The sequence below is a fragment of the Bacillus sp. FSL K6-3154 genome, from assembly GCF_040869395.1.
GTDB lineage: Bacteria > Bacillota > Bacilli > Bacillales > Bacillaceae > Bacillus > Bacillus safensis.
On record NZ_CP152033.1, the window covers coordinates 2401144 to 2421611 of the forward strand.

Below are 20468 nucleotides of genomic sequence, written 5' to 3' on the forward strand. Positions count from 1 at the left end.
CTTTTTTGCTTGACTGTCCCGCTCACTGCTATGGTTACTTAACCTAACAGAGTATTCCCAAGTGATCAACCTGCCTAAACCTCTTCATTTTGAAGGAAAAATGGGCAGATCGATGATAAGAATCAATATGTAAGCGATTACAAAAACAAATAAAAGTAAAAATTTTCTGAAAAATAAAAGTCACCTGTTGAATATTTCTTTTATCGATTTGATTATAAAGACGTTTCAAGAGAACGGACCTTTTACCGCACCTGCGTAAAGTTGCTTTAGAACAGTAAAATTTGATATGATAAAGTGTATATGACTTATGATCATGACCACGAGTACGCATCATTTTTGGAGGTGAACCTGCATGTCAAGAATTTCAATAGAAGAAGTCAAGCACGTTGCGCATTTAGCAAGGCTTGCGATTACAGAAGAAGAAGCTGAGATGTTTACAGAACAGCTTGATAGCATCATTTCATTTGCAGAGCAGTTAAACGAGGTAGATACGGAAAACGTTGAACCTACTACACACGTATTAAAAATGAAAAACGTCATGAGAGAAGATGTTCCGAATAAAGGTCTTTCCATTGAGGCAGTCGTCAAAAACGCGCCTGATCATAAAGACGGCTATATTCGTGTGCCATCAATTTTGGACTAAAGGAGGCCCGAGACATGTCACTGTTTGATCACAAAATTTCTGAATTAAAAGAGCTTTTACATAAAAAGGAACTGTCTGTTTCTGATTTAGTGGACGAGTCTTATAAACGAATCAATGAAGTAGACGGAAAAGTACAAGCATTCCTTGCACTGGACGAAGAGAAAGCACGTGCGTATGCAAAGGAATTGGACGAGGCAGTTGGTGAAAAGGACGAGCTTGGCCTATTGTTCGGTATGCCGATCGGTGTGAAAGATAACATTGTTACAAAGGATTTGCGTACTACAGCTTCAAGTAAAATCCTGCAAAACTTTGATCCAATTTATGATGCAACCGTTGTGAACCGCCTAAGAGACGCTGAAGCAGTCACAATTGGTAAATTAAATATGGACGAATTCGCAATGGGATCTTCTACAGAGAACTCAGGCTACAAAGCGACGAAAAACCCGTGGAATTTAAACACTGTTCCAGGCGGATCAAGTGGTGGATCAGCAGCTTCTGTTGCGGCAGGTGAAGTACCGTTCTCACTTGGTTCAGATACAGGCGGTTCTATTCGTCAGCCGGCATCTTTCTGCGGGGTTGTCGGTCTTAAGCCGACATATGGCCGTGTATCCAGATACGGATTAATCGCATTTGCTTCATCATTAGACCAAATTGGTCCGATTACACGTAATGTAGAAGACAACGCATATGTTCTTCAAGCGATTGCAGGTGTCGATCAAATGGACGCAACAAGTGCAAATGTCGATGTCCCAGATTTTCTTTCTTCATTAACTGGCGACATCAAAGGCTTGAAAATTGCTGTGCCGAAAGAATACCTTGGCGAAGGCGTTGGCGAGGATGCAAAAGAATCTGTTCTTCAAGCGTTAAAAGTATTAGAAGGACTTGGTGCTTCGTGGGAAGAAGTATCTCTTCCGCACTCTAAATATGCGCTTGCGACTTACTACTTACTGTCTTCTTCAGAAGCATCTGCAAACCTTGCTCGTTTTGATGGCATCCGCTATGGCTACCGTACAGATAATGCAGACAACCTGATTGATTTATACAAAAATACTCGTTCTGAAGGCTTTGGAGACGAAGTGAAGCGCCGCATCATGCTTGGTACATTCGCGCTAAGCTCAGGATATTATGATGCGTACTATAAAAAAGCACAAAAAGTCCGTACATTGATCAAAAAAGACTTTGAAGATGTTTTCGAAAAGTATGATGTCATTGTAGGACCAACAACACCGACTCCTGCATTTAACATTGGTGAAAAGACAAGCGACCCGCTAACCATGTATGCAAACGATATTTTAACGATCCCTGTTAACCTTGCAGGCGTTCCAGGAATCAGTGTGCCTTGTGGATTTGCAAATGGCCTTCCGTTAGGACTGCAAATCATCGGCAAGCACTTTGACGAAGGAACAGTGTACCGCGTGGCTCACGCTTTTGAGCAAGCAACAGATCATCATAAAGCAAAACCTGAACTGTAAGGGGTGAATCAGAATGAACTTTGAAACGGTAATTGGACTTGAAGTCCACGTAGAGCTAAAAACACAATCGAAAATTTTCTCAAGCTCGCCGACACCTTTTGGTGCAGCTGCCAACACGCAAACAAGTGTCATCGACCTTGGATATCCTGGCGTATTGCCTGTACTGAACAAAGAAGCGGTGAACTTTGCGATGAAAGCGGCCATGGCGCTGAACTGTGAAATCGCAACAGATACAAAATTTGACCGTAAAAACTACTTCTATCCTGATAACCCAAAGGCGTATCAAATTTCTCAATTTGATAAACCGATCGGTGAAAACGGCTGGATTGAAATTGAAGTAGAAGGCAAAACAAAACGAATCGGTATTACGCGTCTTCATTTGGAAGAGGATGCTGGGAAACTGACGCACACAGGCGACGGTTACTCACTCGTCGATTTCAACCGTCAAGGCACACCGCTAGTTGAAATCGTATCTGAGCCAGATATTCGCACACCAGAAGAAGCGTATGCTTACTTAGAAAAATTAAAATCCATTATTCAATATACAGGCGTTTCTGACTGTAAAATGGAAGAAGGCTCACTTCGCTGTGATGCCAACATTTCTCTTCGCCCAATCGGCCGTGAAGAGTTTGGTACAAAGACAGAGCTCAAAAACTTGAACTCATTCGCTTTCGTACAAAAAGGCCTTGAATTCGAAGAAAAGCGTCAAGAGCAAGTATTGCTTTCTGGCGGCTTGATCGAACAGGAAACCCGCCGTTATGACGAAGCGTCTAAAAAAACGATCCTTATGCGTGTCAAAGAGGGATCTGATGATTACCGCTACTTCCCAGAACCAGATTTGGTGGAACTGTACATTGATGACGAGTGGAAAGAACGCGTAAGAGCATCGATTCCAGAGCTTCCAGACGAGCGCCGCAAACGCTATATCGATGAGCTTGGACTGCCTGCATACGATGCAATGGTACTCACGCTGACGAAAGAAATGTCTGATTTCTTTGAAGCGACCATTTCAGAAGGTGCAGAAGCGAAGCAAGCATCGAACTGGCTCATGGGTGAAGTGTCTGCTTACTTAAACTCTGCTCAAAAAGAGCTGAACGATACAAAGCTAACGCCGCAAGGACTTGCTGGCATGATCAAGCTCATTGAAAAAGGAACAATTTCCTCAAAGATTGCGAAAAAGGTATTCAAAGAGCTCATTGAAAATGGGGGAGATGCAGAAACAATCGTCAAAGAAAAAGGACTTGTCCAAATTTCTGACGAAGGTGCGCTGCTTAAACTTGTTACAGAAGCACTTGATAACAACCCGCAATCCATTGAAGACTTTAAAAATGGTAAAGACCGCGCGATTGGCTTCTTAGTCGGACAAATCATGAAAGCATCGAAGGGCCAAGCTAACCCGCCGATGGTGAACAAGATTCTCCTTGAAGAAATCAAAAAGCGCTAAATCGCAAAAAACCGCCTTATGTAATAGGCGGTTTTTTTTGCTTGAAATGACAGGGTCTTATCATAGATTCAGACCACCGCCGTATATCAATTTAGAGAATCTTTTCTTATAATGAAGCATAAGCGAAAGTGCACATTCGAAGGGGAAAAGGTGAGCTAAATCGAAAACAGCACGTCATGTTACTGAAGAAACAGCTTCAATTGCTCAACTGCTCTAAGAACAGCAGGGTCCTCACACTTTTCTAAATTCGTCAGCATCCCTTGGATGACTGGCTTACGAGGTTCAGCTTTTGCCAGCTCTTCTTCAATCACTTCAATGGATACAACAGTATCATCTGAAAGCAGATGCTCAAGCTTTAACGAACGAAGCTCCTCTTGAAGGGAAGCAGCACTCGGCGCTTCATCATCCCAAATGGTTTGCTTCAAAATCGGCTTCGTCTGAGAACGAAGCAAGCCGTAGACCAGATCATCAAACCGTTCGAGTATAAAGGATGAGAGCTCATCAAATGATAATTGCATTTGATCCTGTAAAAGCAGAACCTGCACATATGATTGGATAATGCCTTGGATCATGACTGACAGGTCAGTTACATATGGTTCGATCTCCTGTCCATAAGTGGTCAAGATGGAAATTTGAATTTCATCGTTCATTTGCTTTTTCACAGTTTTTGAATACTTTTTAATCTGCTGGTTTTCCGGAATAATGTTCTCGCTGAGGATCAGAATGATAAAATCCTTGTTCTCAGCAAAATGCTGAAACTGTTCAGCGATTTGTTTCTGAAAGATCTCTCTCGGCGCGAGATGCTGATTCTCTTTTCGAATCATTTCGATAGTTTGCATCGAAGTGTCGATATAATATTCAAACGCTCGGTTGAAAAGCTGTTCTTTTGATTTGAAATGTAAATAAAATGCGCCTTTTGATATTCCGCATTCATCTGCAATTTCCTGAATGGTCGTAGAAGAAAAACCCTTTTTCGCAAACAATTGGATGCTTGCTTTAATGATTTTTTCTTTTTTTTCGTTCATGAAATAAGGCCCCTTCAGCTTTAGAATGTTACGTCAAACGCAAGTGAAATGGTTGACGGCATTGTATATCACCGTTTATTATGATATAGAATGACCAGTCAGTCAATACATAAAGGAAAATGGAGGATATAATGAATTCGATCATCAATTTTGTATTAAAGAATAAGTTCGCTGTATGGCTCATGACGATTATCGTAACAGTTGCTGGTCTATATGCCGGATTGAATATGAAACAAGAATCAATCCCTAATATCAACACGCCAGTCATTACGGTTTCTACAACGTACCCTGGCGCAACGCCGGACGAAGTATCAGATAAGGTGACAGATCCAATTGAAAAATCGATTCAAAACCTCAATGGGGTCAGCGTGGTCACTTCTAATTCATTTGAAAATGCATCATCCATTCAAATCGAGTACGATTACAACAAAGACATGGATGAAGCAAAAAAGGAAATTGAAGATGCGATTAGCAATATCGATTTCCCTGAAAATGCAGAAAAACCTAAAATCGCACGCTTTAGTATTAATGCGATTCCAATCCTAGCTCTTAGTGTCTCTGGTGATAAAGAATCATTACAAGACCTTACACAAAAAGTAGAAAATGATCTCGTTCCTTCACTTCAAGGATTAGACGGTGTCTCTTCTGTCGAAACTTCAGGACAGCAAATCAAAGAAGTAGAATTTTCGTTTAAACAAAAGAAATTGAAAGAATACGGTCTAGATGAAGATACCGTCCAAAACATGATCAAAGGCTCTGATGTGAATGTACCATTAGGTCTATACACATTTGGCAACAAACAAAAATCAGTTGTCGTGGACGGCAATATTTTAAGCGTCAAAGATTTGAAAAACATGCGTATTCCAGTCACACCAAGTGCAGGCGGCGGTGCGGGAAGCGCTGGAGCTGAAGCACCTTCTAACGGCTCAGAAAACCCAGGTGCGCAAGGTGCGGAGCAGCAGGCTGGAAGTGCAAGTCAGCAGCAAGCAGGTGCAGCAAGCAGTCAATCTGTAGAGCTGCCGACGATCAAGCTATCTGAGATAGCAGATATTAAAGTCGTAAAAGATGCAGAATCGATCTCTAGAACGAACGGAAAAGACAGTATCGGTCTGCAAATTGTTAAAGGTTCTGATGCCAACACAGTGAGTGTAGCAGAAGAAGTGACAAAAGAGCTTGAGAAATTTAAAAAAGACAACAAAGGCATCAAAGTAAGCACCACATATGATCAAGCAGGACCGATTAAAGAGTCTGTCAGCACAATGCTGAACAAGGCGATCATCGGAGCAATCTTTGCGATCATTATCATTATGTTGTTCCTTCGAGATATCAAATCAACATTAATTTCGGTCATTTCCATTCCGTTATCTCTGTTGATTGCTGTTTTATTATTAAATCAGCTGGATATTACATTAAATATCATGACACTTGGTGCCATGACCGTCGCCATTGGGCGTGTTGTCGATGACTCGATAGTGGTCATAGAAAACATCTATCGACGAATGGCATTAAAGGATGAACCATTAAAAGGCAAGGCACTCGTCAGAGAAGCCACAAAAGAAATGTTTATCCCGATTATGTCTTCGACCATTGTGACAATTGCAGTATTCTTACCGTTAGCATTAGTAGGTGGAATGATTGGTGAACTATTCATCCCATTTGCCCTAACGATTGTGTTTGCGTTACTTGCTTCACTGCTTGTCGCCATTACAATTGTTCCAATGATGGCACACAGTCTATTTAAAAAGAATCTCTACGGCACAGCGAAAAAAGTAAAAGAACATAAACCAAGCAAGCTTGCTGGCGGTTATAGACGTGTACTTAATTGGACACTCAACCATAAATGGATCACATCAGGAATTGCCATTCTTATGCTTGTCGGAAGCTTATTCTTAGCACCACTTGTCGGTGTCAGCTTCTTACCACAGGAAGCAGAGAAAACGGCCATGGTGACATACACGCCAGAGCCTGGACAAACGAGAGAGCAAGCAATTGATGAAACGAAAAAAGCTGAAGATTATTTGATGAAACGTGATCATGTCAATACAGTTCAGTATTCACTAGGCTCTTCAAATGCCATGACAGCAAGTGTTGGCGGTAACTCTAACGGTGCATTATTCTTCGTACAATATGATGATGACACGCCAAACTTTGATAAAGAAAAAGATCGCGTGGTCAAAGCTCTGCAAGATAAAGCATCTAAAGGGGAATGGAAATCACAAGACTTCTCATCTGCTGGTGCAAGCAATACGGTGACGTACTATGTGTACGGGGATAAAGCAAGTGATATTGAAGGCACAGTAAAAGATGTTGAGAACATCTTAAAAGATGAGAAAAACCTGAAAAATGTCAGCACAAGCTTATCTGAGAAATACGACGAATATACGTTTAATGCAGATCAAGAAAAACTAGCGAAACTAGGTCTAACTGCTTCACAAATCGCTCAAGCGATTGCACCTCAAAATAGTGAAACAACACTGACGAAAGTCACAGAGGACGGCAAAGAACTTGATGTGAAGCTTCAAACGGAAAAAGATGAATATAAGAGCAAAAAAGATTTAGAAAATAAAAAGATCACCACACCAACAGGGCAAGAAGTCCGTATTGGTGATGTCGTCAAAGTAAAAGATGGTACGACAGCAAATACAGTGACAAAACGTGATGGGAAAATCTACGCAGAAGTGTCTGGTGACATGACAACAGACGACGTCTCAAGTGTAACGCAGGATGTTCAGAAGAAAGTCGACAAGCTTGATCTAAAATCTGGCGTAACGATTGACACAGGCGGCGTAAGTGCGGATATTGAGGAATCCTTTACACAGCTTGGCCTTGCAATGCTTGCAGCGATTGCCATTGTGTATCTCGTTCTCGTCATCACATTTGGCGGAGGACTTGCACCATTTGCGATTCTCTTCTCACTGCCATTTACGATTATTGGCGCACTGCTTGGATTGTTTATAGCAAAAGAAACCATCAGCTTAAATGCCATGATTGGATTACTCATGCTGATCGGTATCGTTGTAACAAATGCCATTGTCTTGATTGACCGCGTGATTCATAAAGAAAAAGAAGGTCTCTCAACAAGAGAAGCATTACTTGAAGCTGGAACAACAAGATTACGCCCAATCTTAATGACGGCACTTGCGACGATCGGTGCACTGCTGCCACTCGCATTAGGATTTGAAGGCGGAAGCCAGATCGTATCAAAAGGACTTGGCGTAACCGTAATTGGCGGTTTAACAAGTTCTACACTTCTCACATTGGTCATCGTCCCAATCGTGTATGAAATGTTAAGCAAGTTTAGACGTAAGAAAAAGTACGCAGAAGAAGAATAAGAGGAAGCCCCGCTCATTGGCGGGGCTTTCAGCGTGTAAACAAACCCTCGCATTCTTTGTCAGGACTGCGTGCCGGTGCTCACGAATATTAAATTCGCTCCGCTTCGGTACTCGTCCTTCCTAGACTGCAAAGGTTTTCTATCACGCTGAAAAGAAGACAAAGGGCTAAAATAAAGATCATTTCAGCCCTTTGTCAATTATTTGAAAGCCCCGTGTATTGGCGGGGCTTTTTTTATTTTGAAATCTGACAAACAGCTTTTCTCATAAGCTCTTCAAATGCGTGGAAAAAGGCATCACGATCTACATGGTCAATCACTTGAATTGATTTTCCATCTGGATGCTCTTCAGTGCGACCTTGCTTTGGCGTTTCGGTATAAACGATCGCATTAACTTCTTTCGAACGGGTAAATGATGTAGATGCAAGAGTAATCGTTGTCAGCACATCCCATAAGTAATACGTCGAGTTCGTTTCATGATGAATGAGCGGCGGGCAAAAGGCGTAGCACTGACCGATAAAATCTATTCCAATATGAGAACGAAGAGAAGCCCAGCGCTGACGTACATCAAGTGTAAGCGGGACTTGATTTGTACTTTCAAGTGCGACCATTTCAATAGGGAACGGTTCCTGAAAGACAGTGCTCACAGCATAAGGGTCCCAAAAGGCATTCCATTCTGCTGTCCCGTCATGCTCGGGTTCTTCAACATTGCCTTTTTCAAGGAACGTGCCGCCCATCCACACTAATTTCTCAATTTTATTAGAGATAGAAGGATCTTCTTCTAAAGCGCGTGCAAGATCTGTGAGCGGACCAGTAAAGAGCAGGGTGACAGGTTCTTTTGCCTTCTTAACCGTTTTAATCAGATGAAGGTGTGCTGGCAGCTTGGACACCTTTGTATCAACAGTGCCTTTTTCATTTAAAATTGGCAGAGCATCTACATAAAAAGCATGCATACGCCAATCCTTCGGAAACGGATTGACGCCTCTAGAAGTTGAAGCAGCGACTTCAATTTCATAAGGGCTGAATCGATCAATGATTTTTTGAGATGCACTGAGAGCAGGCTCTAAATAACAATCAGCAGGTATCACAGACATACCGATGACTTTCACATGTTCCATTTGAAGGAGAAGAAATAAAGAGACGAGGTCATCAACACCGCCGTCATGATTAAAATAGACAGGCTTTTTCATCGCATATCATCCTTTACAGCGTTTTCTTTTATCTTATCAGAATGCTTTCTTGCTGGGGGAGATTGGCTAGGAGATTTCACATAATTAGGTGGTTGTTTTGTTGCCATTTTCAAATCTCATAGTATAATTAAAGGTTGTTAGTGGTGAAAATAGATTGCATAATGAATATAGGATGATGATGAATGAAACGTGCTCGAATTATATACAATCCGACATCTGGGCGTGAACTCTTCAAGAAGAATTTACCGCAGGTTTTGCAAAAATTTGAACAAGCTGGCTATGAAACTTCTTGTCATGCGACGACATGTGCAGGAGATGCCACGCAAGCAGCAGAAAAAGCCGCACAGAGAGATTTTGATTTAATTGTAGCAGCAGGTGGAGACGGCACGATCAATGAAGTCGTCAACGGACTAGCACCGCTTGAAAAAAGACCGAAACTAGGAATTATTCCAGTTGGAACGACAAATGACTTCGCAAGAGCACTTGGCATTCCACGAGAAGGTGTTTTAAAAGCGACAGATGCCATTATTGAGGGTGTAGCGAAGCCGCTTGATATCGGTAAAGTCAATGGTCATTATTTTATTAATATTGCTGGCGGCGGCCGGTTAACAGAGCTCACCTATGAGGTGCCTAGTAAGCTGAAGACCATGCTTGGACAGCTTGCTTATTATTTAAAAGGCATGGAGATGCTTCCTTCTATCCGCCCGACAGAAGTCGAAATTGAATATGACGGCAAATTGTTTCATGGAGAAATCATGCTGTTTCTTGTTTCACTCACAAACTCAGTAGGCGGCTTTGAAAAACTAGCGCCAGATTCCATTTTAGATGATGGGATGTTTGACCTGATTATTCTAAAGAAGGTCAATTTAGCAGAAGCCATTCGAGTGGTCAGTCTTGCTCTTAGAGGCGAGCATATTCATGATAACAATGTCATCTACGCAAAAGCGAATCGCGTGAAGGTAGATGTAAAAGATAAAATGCAATTAAATTTAGATGGTGAATACGGCGGCATGCTGCCAGGTGAATTTGAAAACCTGTATCGCCATATTGAATTTATTGTGCCAAAAGCAACAGCTGAAAAAATAGGGTGAAGACTGAACTTGGTTCCTTATGGCGGCCAAGTTTTTCTTTGCAAATGAGGTGATAAAGTTGGTGAAAATGAAACCGCCTGTTGAAAAGAATGAATACTACAATGTAACCTTCGAAGACTTAACGCATGAAGGTGCAGGTGTAGCGAAAATTGAAGGATTCCCTGTCTTTGTACCGAATGCCCTTCCTGACGAACAAGGGAAAATCAAAGTCACACGAGTCAAAAAAGGATTTGCTTTTGGACGACTTATGGAGCTGACAAAGGAAAGTCAGCACAGGCAAGATGCGCCATGTCCCATTTACAAACAGTGCGGCGGCTGCCAAATTCAGCATATGAGCTATGAAGGCCAGCTGCTATTTAAACAGAAACAAGTAAAGGACGTTTTAGAGCGGATCGGCAAGCTTGATATGAGCCGTGTAAAAGTTCATCCTGTACTCGGCATGGAAGACCCTTGGAATTACCGAAACAAAGCACAAGTTCCAGTTGGCGAACGAGAAGGCGGACTTGTTGCAGGTTTTTATCAGCAGCGTACTCATGAAATCATTGATATGGAAAAATGTTTGATTCAGCAGTCAGAAAACGACGATGTGGTACAGGCAGTAAAAGACATATGCAATGCGTTTGGTATTAAAGCATATAACGAAGAGCGGCACAAAGGCTGGCTGCGTCATGTGATGGTTCGCTACGGTATTGCAACAGGTGAAATGATGGTTGTATTTGTTACTAGAACGGCTGACTTTCCGCAAAAGCAGCAGGTGATTGAGCAGATTATAGCACGCTTCCCACATGTTCGGTCAATTGTACAAAACGTGAATTCAAAGAAAACAAATGTCATTTTCGGAGACGAAACAACCGTTTTATGGGGCGAAGAATACATTTATGACACGATTGGCGACATCAAATTTGCCATTTCAGCCCGCTCATTTTATCAAGTGAACCCAGCTCAAACAAAGGTGCTTTATGACAAAGCGCTTGAATATGCAGAGCTGCAAGGCGAAGAAACCGTCATCGATGCCTACTGCGGAATCGGTACGATTTCCTTATTTCTCGCACAAAAAGCAGGCAGAGTTTATGGGGTTGAAATTGTTCCAGAAGCAATTGAAGACGCAAAACGCAACGCTGCCTTAAACGGAATCAACAATGTTGAATTCGCAGTCGGTGAAGCAGAAGCGGTTATTCCGAATTGGTACAAAGAAGGCATCAAAGCAGATACATTAGTCGTTGATCCGCCAAGAAAAGGCTGTGACGAAGCACTGCTTGACACCATTTTAAAGATGAAACCAAAACGAGTTGTTTACGTGTCCTGTAATCCAGGGACGCTTGCTCGTGATTTGAGAATTCTTGAAGATGGCGGGTATGTGACAGAGGAAGTGCAGCCTGTGGATATGTTTCCGCATACCAACCATGTAGAATGTGTAGCAAGTCTTGTGATTAATCAGTAATGTATTGTGACATCCCGATTCTGTGAAAAACATTGATATCGGGATGTTTTTATTTTTGTATGTTCAATCGGCCTAAAAAATGATATTTGGAAGTGGAATTATATTTTTATCCCGCAATTCATCACCAAATGTCCTTTTTTGCAATTTTGCACGGTTCATATTAAAGTATATAATGATAAAAATTGCTGAAAGAATTTACAGAAGGACATGCCCTTTAAGGCGCTATGTCATGAGAGGAATTGGATGAAAGATGTGTAAAAATTTCTGGCGTGATTTACCGCGGCCATTTTTTATATTAGCACCAATGGAAGAAGTGACAGATGTTGTGTTTCGTCATGTTGTGAGTGAGGCGGCGAGACCGGATGTGTTTTTTACAGAGTTTACGAACAGTGAGAGCTATTGCCATCCTGATGGCATTCAAAGTGTGAAGGGGCGTTTAACGTTTACAGAGGATGAGCAGCCGATTGTTGCTCATATTTGGGGAGACAAGCCTGAGAACTTTAGACAAATGAGCATTGGAATGGCGGAAATGGGATTTCAGGGGCTTGATATTAATATGGGCTGTCCTGTCCCGAATGTCACGCAAAACGGAAAGGGCAGCGGCTTGATTCTTCGTCCAGACGTTGCGGCAGAGCTGATTCAAGCGGCAAAAGCAGGGGGATTACCTGTCAGTGTGAAAACAAGACTTGGTTTTACTGAGGTCGATGAATGGCGCGGGTGGCTTAGACATATTTTGGAGCAAGATATTGTGAATTTATCAATCCATCTTCGCACAAGAAAGGAAATGAGCCAGGTGGATGCGCATTGGGAGCTCATTCCTGAGATCAAAAAACTTCGTGATGAAGTAGCACCTGAAACTCTTTTGACGATCAATGGTGATATTCCTGATCGTCAAACAGGCTTAAAGCTCGCTGAACAGTATGGAGTAGACGGCGTGATGATTGGGCGCGGAATTTTCCATAACCCATTTGCTTTTGAAAAAGAGCCGAAGGAGCATACAAGCGATGAACTGCTTGGTCTTTTAAGATTACATCTTGACCTTCATGATCAATATTCTTCATTAGGCTTGCGTCCATTCAAGGCGTTGCATCGTTTCTTTAAGATTTATGTAAAAGGATTCAGAGGAGCGAGTTTCTTAAGAAATCAATTAATGAACACATCATCAACAGATGAAGTGCGTGCCATGCTGGATGAATTTGAAGCGAGAAATTAAGAACAATCATGACCAACAAGAGGAGGAGGGGAACCCTTCTCTTTTTTATTAAATAGGAGTATTAAACTAGTTATCTTAAATGGTAAAATGAGATAGAAATAACAATTGGAGGTATTTTATTTGAAACCATTTTGGGATAAAGATAGAGAAAGCGAAGAAACATTTAAGAAAATCAATGAGAAAGGCATTGCAAAAGCGGAAAAGAAGCTAGGCGTCATCCTGCCTGATACATATAAGCAACTGATCCTCGAACAAAATGGCGGTTATACCCTGCATAACGCTTTTCCAACGGATCAGCCGAATGGATGGGCAGAGGATCATGTGTCATTTGATCATTTAAGAGGAATTGCCAAGAATGAAGGCATTATGGATAGTGATTATTTAATAGAAGAATGGGAATTGCCTGAGGGACTTGTGCTTATTTGTGGGGATGGTCATACGTGGATTGCATTGGATTACAGAGAAACAAAGGAGCATCCGCCGATTCACTACTTTGATCTAGAAGATGAGACGGATTTCAAATTAGCGGATTCGTTTGATGAACTGCTTGCTGGGCATTATACCGCTGAATAGCATGAATAGGAAAAGACAGCCGCAAGTAGATATATTTCATTAAAACCGTTGTTATACAGTATTTTTTGAGAGAGACAAAAGAGTCTCTCTTTTTTTGCGAAGCAACATTGAATCTCTCTCCAAAACTGTATCTGTTATGTTTAAGTCTTATTATTCAATTGGTTCACTTTCCACTCACTAAATTTTCTGACGATAATATCTGCCACAATGTAAAATGGCAGAAAGCTGGAGTTGTCCACTTTGTTATATAAGTGAAACGGGGTGCTGCTTACATAGATGTTAAACATGGCATTTTGTGCAAGGAGGTTATTCCTTAATGTGGTCATGCTGATAAATTTGATATGTCTTGTTTTCACCAATTGAATGATTTCATCTAAATTCTTCGATTCACCCGATAAAGAAATGATAAATAAAAGGTCATCCTCACCAAATTCAATGATTCCATCTGTTAAGTCCCGCTTGCTTCGTAATACTTGAGATTTCTTATGCAGTGACCATAGCTGCCGCTGTATATCATTTGCTAAATCAAGCTGTGCAGTGCCTGTCCCATAAATATAAATATACGGTGCACGATCAATCAGTTGATTTAATTGATGAAAGTCCAGCTGCTCCATATATTTTCTTGTCTGCCGGATGTCTTGATCAAGCAGCTGCATTAAATCCTGTGTGGTCTCTTCAGTGAAAGCATTTAATTTCACATAAGACTTTAAGTCACTGTAGCCGTCGAACCCTATTTTCTTAGCAAGCCGATGGATGGATGAGATGGAAGTATGAGCATAACGGGCAAGGTCCTGAATTTTCATTGTCTTCATTTCTTCAAGATGATCATGGATCGTTTTAATAATGTGCAGGTCATTCTTGTTTAAATCTTCGAAGTGTTTATTAACCAGCTTGTCCAGTATCATGCGATGTGCCCTCCAACATGAAAATATTTTCTTCCTGTGAAAATATAATCTAATGTTACAACTTGATTTCTAAATACGTCAAACCTATTGGTTTTTGTAAGCGCTACCTTTAAAGTGATGTTATGGATCAAGCAAAGGGGTTATGCTTATGAATGCAATCAAGCGGTTTGGCAGTGCTATGGTAGTTCCTGTACTTTTATTCGCGTTTTTTGGTATTGTTGTCGGCCTCGCGACTTTATGTAAGAATCCAGCGATTATGGGGGAAATGGCTGGAGAAGGTACGATGTGGTACAAGGTGTGGTCACTGATTGAAAGCGGGGGATGGACGATTTTCAATCATATGGAATTAGCCTTTGTGATTGGATTGCCCATCTCACTTGCAAAAAAAGCGCAAGCACGTGCGACGCTCGCAGCTTTGATGATTTATCTTGTATTTAACAATTATATTCATGCTATTTTGACACTTTGGCCGTCTACTTTTGGCGTTGATTTATCGCAAGGTGTCGAGAACGTAGCGGGTGTAAAAGAAATTGCGGGTATACCTACGCTGGATACAAGTATCATTGGTGCGGTGATGATATCTGGAATCGTCATTTGGATCCATAATCGTTTTTATGATCAAAAGCTGCCTGAAATGCTTGGGATTTTCCAGGGGCTTGTATTTGTTGTCATCATCGGATTCTTTGTGATGATTCCTATTGCTTTTATCGTTGCTTTTGTATGGCCCTATGTTCAGCAGGGGATTCAATCTCTCCAAGGGTTCATGGCACAGTCTGGTTATATTGGTGTCTGGCTGTTTCATTTCTTGGAAAGGGTGTTAATTCCAACAGGACTTCACCATTTTATTTATACACCTTTTGAGTTTGGTCCAGCGGCTGTAAATGGGGGATTAAAACCATATTGGATTGCTCACTTAAATGAATTTGCGTCCTCCACTTCCGATTTGAAGGATCTTTATCCATACGGATTTTTATTGCATGGGAATATTAAGATGTTTGGCTGTTTAGGGATAGCTTTAGCCATGTATTTTTCTACACCGAAAGAAAACAGAAAAAAGGTTTTGGCATTGGTATTACCCGCCACATTAACAGCGGTATTTGCCGGAATTACAGAACCGCTTGAATTTACATTCCTATTCCTCGCGCCTTATTTATTTGTGATACATGCACTTCTTGGTGCGACCATGGTGACAATCATGAATATGTTTGGTGTTGTCGGAATGATGGGTTCCGGGCTTATTGAAATAGCTGCATTGAATTGGATTCCGCTCTCTTCAAATCATGGAGGGACTTATCTGATCCAAGCGATGATTGGACTTCTTTTTACAGCCGTGTATTTTGTCATATTTAGATGGATGATTGTGAAATTCGATATTCCATTACCAGGACGAAAACATGAGGAGGAGACGAGGCTATATACAAAACAGGATTATGAGAATGCTCATAAAAAAGGTCATGAGCAAAAGGAAGCGCCCGTTTATGCGTCTGAGTATGAAGAGAAAGCCGTGTATTTCTTAGAAGGCCTTGGCGGTAAAGAAAACATTAAAGATGTGACAAACTGTGCCACACGTCTGCGTATTACAGTGATTGACCCTGGCTTGGTGAAAGATAGGGACTACTTTACAAAAAATAAACTGGCCCACGGCATGGCGAAGAGTGGTCAAAGCATTCAAATCATTGTTGGCTTAAGTGTACCGCAAGTAAGAGAGTCCTTTGAGACAAAACTTTCATTAGATTGAAAAAGGAGCTGGATATGATGAAAAAATTTAATATTACCATCGCTGGAGGCGGAAGTACATTTACACCGGGGATCATTTTGATGCTGTTAGACTATCTAGATGAGTTCCCAATTCATACAATTAAACTCTATGATAATGATGAAGCTAGACAAAAGACGATTGCAGATGCATGTGAGATTATGTTAAAAGAACGAGCACCAGAAGTGCGATTACTGGCAAGCACGGATCCAGAAGAAGCCTTTACTCAAGTCGATTTTGTGATGGCACATATTCGTGTCGGGAAATATGCAATGCGAGAATTAGATGAGAAAATTCCATTGAAGCATGGAGTCGTCGGACAGGAAACATGCGGCCCAGGCGGGATAGCTTACGGAATGCGGTCCATTCCAGGTGTATTAGAACTTGTCGATTATATGGAAAAATACTCACCTGAAGCTTGGATGTTAAACTATTCGAACCCTGCAGCGATAGTCGCAGAGGCAACACGTAAGCTAAGACCGAATGCCAAAATTTTAAACATATGCGATATGCCAATTGGCATTGAAGAATTAATTGCAAAAAATTTAGGCTTATCTTCGCGGAAAGAACTAGAAGTCGATTACTATGGTTTGAATCATTTTGGCTGGTGGACAGATATTCGAGATAAAGCAGGAAATAGCTTAATGCCTGAGGTGATTAAGCATGTAAGCCAGCATGGTTATGCAACAGATGGAACATCTGAGCTAGAACAGCAGAAGAGCTGGAACAGCACATTAAAAAAGGCCAAAGATATTCAAGCGCTTGATCCAAAAACGGTACCGAATACGTATTTGAAATACTATCTATTTCCAGATGAAGAAGTGGCACATTCAAATATCGAGTTCACGCGTGCCAATGAAGTGATGGAGGGGCGGGAAGCTTTTGTTTTTAGTGAATGTCAGGCCATCATTGATAAAGGAACTGCAAAGGAAACAAAGCTGACCATTGATGAACACGCTTCCTATATCGTTGATTTGGCACGAGCCATTGCTTTTAATAAAAAGGAACGGATGCTGATGATCGTAGAGAACAATGGCGCTATTAGGAACTTTGATCCAACAGCCATGGTCGAAATTCCTTGTATTGTTGGCAGCAATGGTCCAGAAAAATTAGTAGTTGGAGAGATTCCTAGATTTCAAAAAAGTCTTATGGAGCAGCAAGTTGGCGTAGAAAAACTAGTAGTAGAAGCATTTGAAGAAGGGTCCTATCAAAAATTATGGCAGGCCATCACATTATCGAAAACGGTGCCGAGTGCTAAAGTAGCAAAAGATATTTTAGACGACTTAATTGTGGTAAATCAAGCATTTTGGCCAGAGTTAACATAACACGAGAATAAGCAATATGGGCGTGACAGCGCTCATATTGCTTATTTGTTTTTTCAACCGATGTATTGTAAAAAGCCTCCTTACCAAAAGGGGGCCGCCATTCCTTACTCTGCGCTCTCCTCAACCTCACGGCTATCCTCTGTTTCACCAATATAAATAGGGCCGTTTGCGTGGTCGATTCGGATTGGCCATTCGTACGGAATTTGAAGACGTCTAGCAATGGCTCTCCAGAATTTTGTGGAATCCATTTCGAATTCTTGAAAGTCTTTTAATAAGTCTTTGTAAGACGAGCCATCAAATTGAATGAACATATCTTGAAGACGCATGAACGCGACATGTCTCACTTCAAGTGCTGCTGCGGCATCCATTTCTTCTTCTGTTGCTTCTCCGATGATTGTACCTGCGGGCGGAAGCATGTCGTATACGTTAAATTCCTCTTCTTCTTCGTGTGCTGCATTGTGCTGTTGATCTGACATTTTTATTCACTCCTTCTCGTTCTCAATCAAAACTTTATTTCGTGCTTACTTCTATTATCGGAAGGAAATGTGAAATGTGGAATGAAAAGTGAGCAGATTCACAACTCTTGCTTTTTTCTCTTGAATCATCTATGATCAATTACAGATATAAAAGGTCTATAATAGATAGAAAGGAGTTTCCTTATGAAATATTCTAAAGCAACCAACTATGCGCTGCATACGATGGTGTTTTTAACTCTTGCGCCAAAGGGTAAAGCGATTGGCGTTGAGCCTCTTGCTAAGATGCAAGACCTTTCACCAACTTATTTATCCAAAATTTTAACAAAGCTTGTGAAGGCGGGATTGATTGAATCAACTCCTGGTGCAAAGGGAGGTTATACCCTTATCAAACGAAAGGAAGACATTTCGTTTTTAGATGTCATTCAGGCTGTAGAAGGACAAACGAATTTATTTCGCTGTTCCTTAGAGCATGACTCCTTTATGCCTCATGATGGCTGTTTGATTGAACAAGTTATGCAGGATGTGGAAACGAAAATGCAGGAGACATTAAGTCAAAAACGGTTAATTGATATTGCGAGCCAAATTGAACAGACAGAAAAAAATCCATTTTTCAGCATGTGATTTTTTTGAACTAATTATAGATATTAAAAGTCTTTAAAGTCTTGAATGGAAAAGGAGAGATTGATATGTTATTAGATTGTGCCATTATCGGAGGCGGGCCAGCCGGATTAAGTGCAGCACTTGTTGTAGGGAGAGGCAGAAAGCAGGTCATTGTATTTGATGATGAGCTGCCAAGAAATCGAGTGACGCAGGAATCACATGGATTTATTACAAACGATGGAATGACACCGTTTGAGATCAGACGAGCGGGAGAGGCAGATCTTCAAAAATACCCTAATATCAAAATCAAACGAAGTCGAATTGTTGATATACAAAAGAAAGAGGAAAGATTTACGTTACTAACACACGAGGGGGATAGATTCGAAGCGAAAAAAATCATTTTGGCAACAGGTCTTCAGGATATACTGCCAGAGATCGAAGGAATTCATGATGTGTACGGAAAAACGTTGTTTAGCTGTCCTTTCTGTGATGGATGGGAATTAAAGGACAAAGCACTTGCCCTCATTGCAGAGAATCAGCGAGCCCTGCATATGGCTAAGCTTCTTTCCAATTGGACAAAGGATTTGATCGTGTTTACGAATGGGCACGTGTTGGCTGAAGAGGACAAGGTACTTCTGACGGCACATTCTATTCAAGTCATTGATGTGCCAATTGTGTCGATTGGTCATGACAATGGGCAGCTGCGCTCTCTCCAGCTTGCAAATGGGGAGACAGTGAAAAGGGAAGGCGGTTTTGTCGCAAGTGAATTCAAGCAGTCAGCCCCATTTGCCGAAAAGCTTGGCTGTCAAATGACGAAGAATACGGGTATTGAAACAGATATCCTTGGACGTACAACCGTCAGTGGTGTCTTTGCATGTGGTGATAATCTAGGCGGTCCTGCTCAGTTAGTTCTCGCAGCAGCTGCTGGAAGCCAGGCAGGAATGGGTGTCATTCATGAACTTGTGCAAGAAGAGTTTCAAGAAAAAACATCTCTATGAAAAGAGATGTTCAGCGGAGAGCGGTTTTCCGTTTTGCTAAGACGTGAGCTGTCCATTCAAAAAGTGCGTAGATGACAAAGAAGATCAGGATCCAGCTGCTGACATCGACCCATACATTGGTGATCTGAATGACGTTCGCCTGATCAAGTCCAGCCTGTATCCACATGGTGATCAGTGCTGTAAGGAACACTTGTAAAAACCATTTTTTCAATTGGTCACACCTCCATCTCTTTCTATCATATAAGAAATGACAGTTAATTTCCAATTGTTTTCCTGTATGTTTCAACGGTAAAATGAAAAATAAAACGAGTGAAAGGAAAGCAAATGAGTGATCAAACAAATATGTTTCTAAAAAATCATTTTCCTCATCTTATCCTCACGCCGCCTCTTTTTTATGAGTGGCCTATTGGACTTCGGTTTGAAGTGGCAGATTGGTCATTAGGAAAAGAATCGATTGTATTAGAAAAAGCGGGAGATCGTGCTTTAGAGATTGTGAAATATGTTTTTGATCCAGAAGACGAGATGCTGCTTGTGACGGATGTGTATACAGATCATGAACATGAATTAACGAAGCGTAAGCTCCTTGTCTATCAAAAATATGTGCATCGGCAAGTGAGGAACAGATTGCGCCACGAGCTTTTGACCTATGTACGTCCAGAAGTAGAAGATTCACTGACATTAGAGAGATTTACACTCAAATGCCAGCTGCAAGACATTCGATTGCGTCCGCTTCTCCATGCGATGTGTCAGGAGGACTTCTATGCACCGAATCAAATCTTGAAGGGAAAACTGGGGTATGAAATTTACTTAATGAATCTCTCAAAAAAAATGATTTTTCACTTATATGATGATCGAGGCTGTGATCTCATTGCGGCAGATGCTGAGCGTCTACGTCCAGTCTATGAAGGCTTACAGCACTGGCTATTAGACTATGATCGTCCTAAGATGGACCGGCTGTTTGCAGCCAAATAAAAAAACCGCACTTTCG

At 41.3% G+C, this 20468-nt stretch carries 17 protein-coding genes and 1 pseudogene; 13 read left to right on the forward strand and 5 right to left on the reverse strand.

Annotation, left to right across the window (positions count from 1 at the left end):
- The first annotated feature begins 352 nt into the window (after window positions 1–352).
- From gatC to gatB, 3 genes are read left to right on the forward strand one after another with little or no spacing between them, the layout of a single operon-like run.
- Window positions 353–643 (forward strand): Asp-tRNA(Asn)/Glu-tRNA(Gln) amidotransferase subunit GatC, encoded by a 291-nt coding sequence (gatC, locus tag MHH61_RS12340; protein WP_024424549.1) that lies wholly within the window; start codon window positions 353–355, stop codon window positions 641–643.
- A gap of 14 nt (window positions 644–657) precedes the next feature.
- Complete coding sequence (gene gatA / locus MHH61_RS12345) at window positions 658–2115, forward strand: Asp-tRNA(Asn)/Glu-tRNA(Gln) amidotransferase subunit GatA (RefSeq protein ID WP_125587221.1); 1458 nt, start codon at window positions 658–660, stop codon at window positions 2113–2115.
- 13 nt (window positions 2116–2128) lie between these two features.
- Window positions 2129–3559, forward strand: a complete 1431-nt coding sequence (gatB, locus tag MHH61_RS12350; protein WP_024426678.1) for an Asp-tRNA(Asn)/Glu-tRNA(Gln) amidotransferase subunit GatB — start codon at window positions 2129–2131, stop codon at window positions 3557–3559.
- Between the two features lie 179 nt (window positions 3560–3738).
- Here gatB and MHH61_RS12355 read toward each other — a convergent pair whose 3' ends face one another.
- Window positions 3739–4584 carry a TetR/AcrR family transcriptional regulator gene (locus tag MHH61_RS12355; protein ID WP_125587222.1) on the reverse strand — a complete coding sequence of 282 codons (846 nt, stop codon included), beginning with the start codon at window positions 4582–4584 and terminating at the stop codon, window positions 3739–3741.
- A 131-nt stretch (window positions 4585–4715) separates the two neighbouring features.
- Here MHH61_RS12355 and MHH61_RS12360 point away from each other — a divergent pair, with 131 nt between their 5' ends.
- A complete protein-coding gene (locus MHH61_RS12360) occupies window positions 4716–7916 on the forward strand; it encodes an efflux RND transporter permease subunit (protein WP_125587223.1) in 3201 nt (1066 codons plus the stop codon).
- Window positions 7917–8148: 232 nt separating this feature from the next.
- On the opposite strand, the gene MHH61_RS12365 is transcribed toward MHH61_RS12360, so the two are convergent.
- Window positions 8149–9102 carry a nucleoside hydrolase gene (locus MHH61_RS12365; RefSeq protein ID WP_125587224.1) on the reverse strand — a complete coding sequence of 318 codons (954 nt, stop codon included), beginning with the start codon at window positions 9100–9102 and terminating at the stop codon, window positions 8149–8151.
- 182 nt (window positions 9103–9284) lie between these two features.
- Here MHH61_RS12365 and MHH61_RS12370 point away from each other — a divergent pair, with 182 nt between their 5' ends.
- The 4 genes and pseudogenes from MHH61_RS12370 to MHH61_RS12385 form a co-directional block, all read left to right on the forward strand.
- The gene (locus MHH61_RS12370; protein ID WP_024424554.1) at window positions 9285–10193 is read left to right on the forward strand and encodes a diacylglycerol kinase; all 909 of its coding nucleotides are present in this window, start codon (window positions 9285–9287) and stop codon (window positions 10191–10193) included.
- A gap of 61 nt (window positions 10194–10254) precedes the next feature.
- Window positions 10255–11634, forward strand: a complete 1380-nt coding sequence (rlmD, locus tag MHH61_RS12375) for a 23S rRNA (uracil(1939)-C(5))-methyltransferase RlmD (RefSeq protein ID WP_125587225.1) — start codon at window positions 10255–10257, stop codon at window positions 11632–11634.
- Between the two features lie 250 nt (window positions 11635–11884).
- A complete protein-coding gene (locus tag MHH61_RS12380) occupies window positions 11885–12847 on the forward strand; it encodes a tRNA-dihydrouridine synthase (protein WP_125587226.1) in 963 nt (320 codons plus the stop codon).
- 120 nt (window positions 12848–12967) lie between these two features.
- Window positions 12968–13417: pseudogene (locus MHH61_RS12385) on the forward strand (SMI1/KNR4 family protein); the annotation flags it as partial.
- Window positions 13418–13560: 143 nt separating this feature from the next.
- Here the strand turns inward: MHH61_RS12385 and MHH61_RS12390 are convergent.
- Window positions 13561–14325 carry a MurR/RpiR family transcriptional regulator gene (locus MHH61_RS12390; protein ID WP_125587227.1) on the reverse strand — a complete coding sequence of 255 codons (765 nt, stop codon included), beginning with the start codon at window positions 14323–14325 and terminating at the stop codon, window positions 13561–13563.
- Between the two features lie 148 nt (window positions 14326–14473).
- Here MHH61_RS12390 and MHH61_RS12395 point away from each other — a divergent pair, with 148 nt between their 5' ends.
- Both MHH61_RS12395 and MHH61_RS12400 read left to right on the forward strand, forming a co-directional pair.
- Window positions 14474–16063: an alpha-glucoside-specific PTS transporter subunit IIBC gene (locus MHH61_RS12395; RefSeq protein WP_125587228.1), complete on the forward strand. Its 1590-nt coding sequence runs from the start codon at window positions 14474–14476 to the stop codon at window positions 16061–16063.
- A gap of 17 nt (window positions 16064–16080) precedes the next feature.
- Window positions 16081–17406 (forward strand): 6-phospho-alpha-glucosidase, encoded by a 1326-nt coding sequence (locus MHH61_RS12400; protein WP_125587229.1) that lies wholly within the window; start codon window positions 16081–16083, stop codon window positions 17404–17406.
- A gap of 104 nt (window positions 17407–17510) precedes the next feature.
- On the opposite strand, the gene MHH61_RS12405 is transcribed toward MHH61_RS12400, so the two are convergent.
- On the reverse strand, window positions 17511–17882 hold the full coding sequence (locus MHH61_RS12405) for a hypothetical protein (RefSeq protein ID WP_024426669.1): 372 nt from the start codon (window positions 17880–17882) through the stop codon (window positions 17511–17513).
- A gap of 183 nt (window positions 17883–18065) precedes the next feature.
- On the opposite strand from MHH61_RS12405, the gene MHH61_RS12410 reads away from it, so the two are divergent.
- Together MHH61_RS12410 and MHH61_RS12415 are read left to right on the forward strand one after the other, a co-directional pair.
- Window positions 18066–18503, forward strand: a complete 438-nt coding sequence (locus MHH61_RS12410) for an Rrf2 family transcriptional regulator (protein ID WP_125587230.1) — start codon at window positions 18066–18068, stop codon at window positions 18501–18503.
- A 65-nt stretch (window positions 18504–18568) separates the two neighbouring features.
- Complete coding sequence (locus tag MHH61_RS12415; RefSeq protein ID WP_125587231.1) at window positions 18569–19480, forward strand: NAD(P)/FAD-dependent oxidoreductase; 912 nt, start codon at window positions 18569–18571, stop codon at window positions 19478–19480.
- 10 nt (window positions 19481–19490) lie between these two features.
- Here the strand turns inward: MHH61_RS12415 and MHH61_RS12420 are convergent, their stop codons facing one another.
- Entirely contained in the window at window positions 19491–19691 is a 201-nt protein-coding gene (locus MHH61_RS12420) for a hypothetical protein (protein ID WP_125587232.1), read from the reverse strand.
- Between the two features lie 113 nt (window positions 19692–19804).
- On the opposite strand from MHH61_RS12420, the gene MHH61_RS12425 reads away from it, so the two are divergent.
- Entirely contained in the window at window positions 19805–20452 is a 648-nt protein-coding gene (locus MHH61_RS12425) for a DUF3885 domain-containing protein (protein ID WP_034623082.1), read from the forward strand.
- Window positions 20453–20468: the final 16 nt, after the last annotated feature.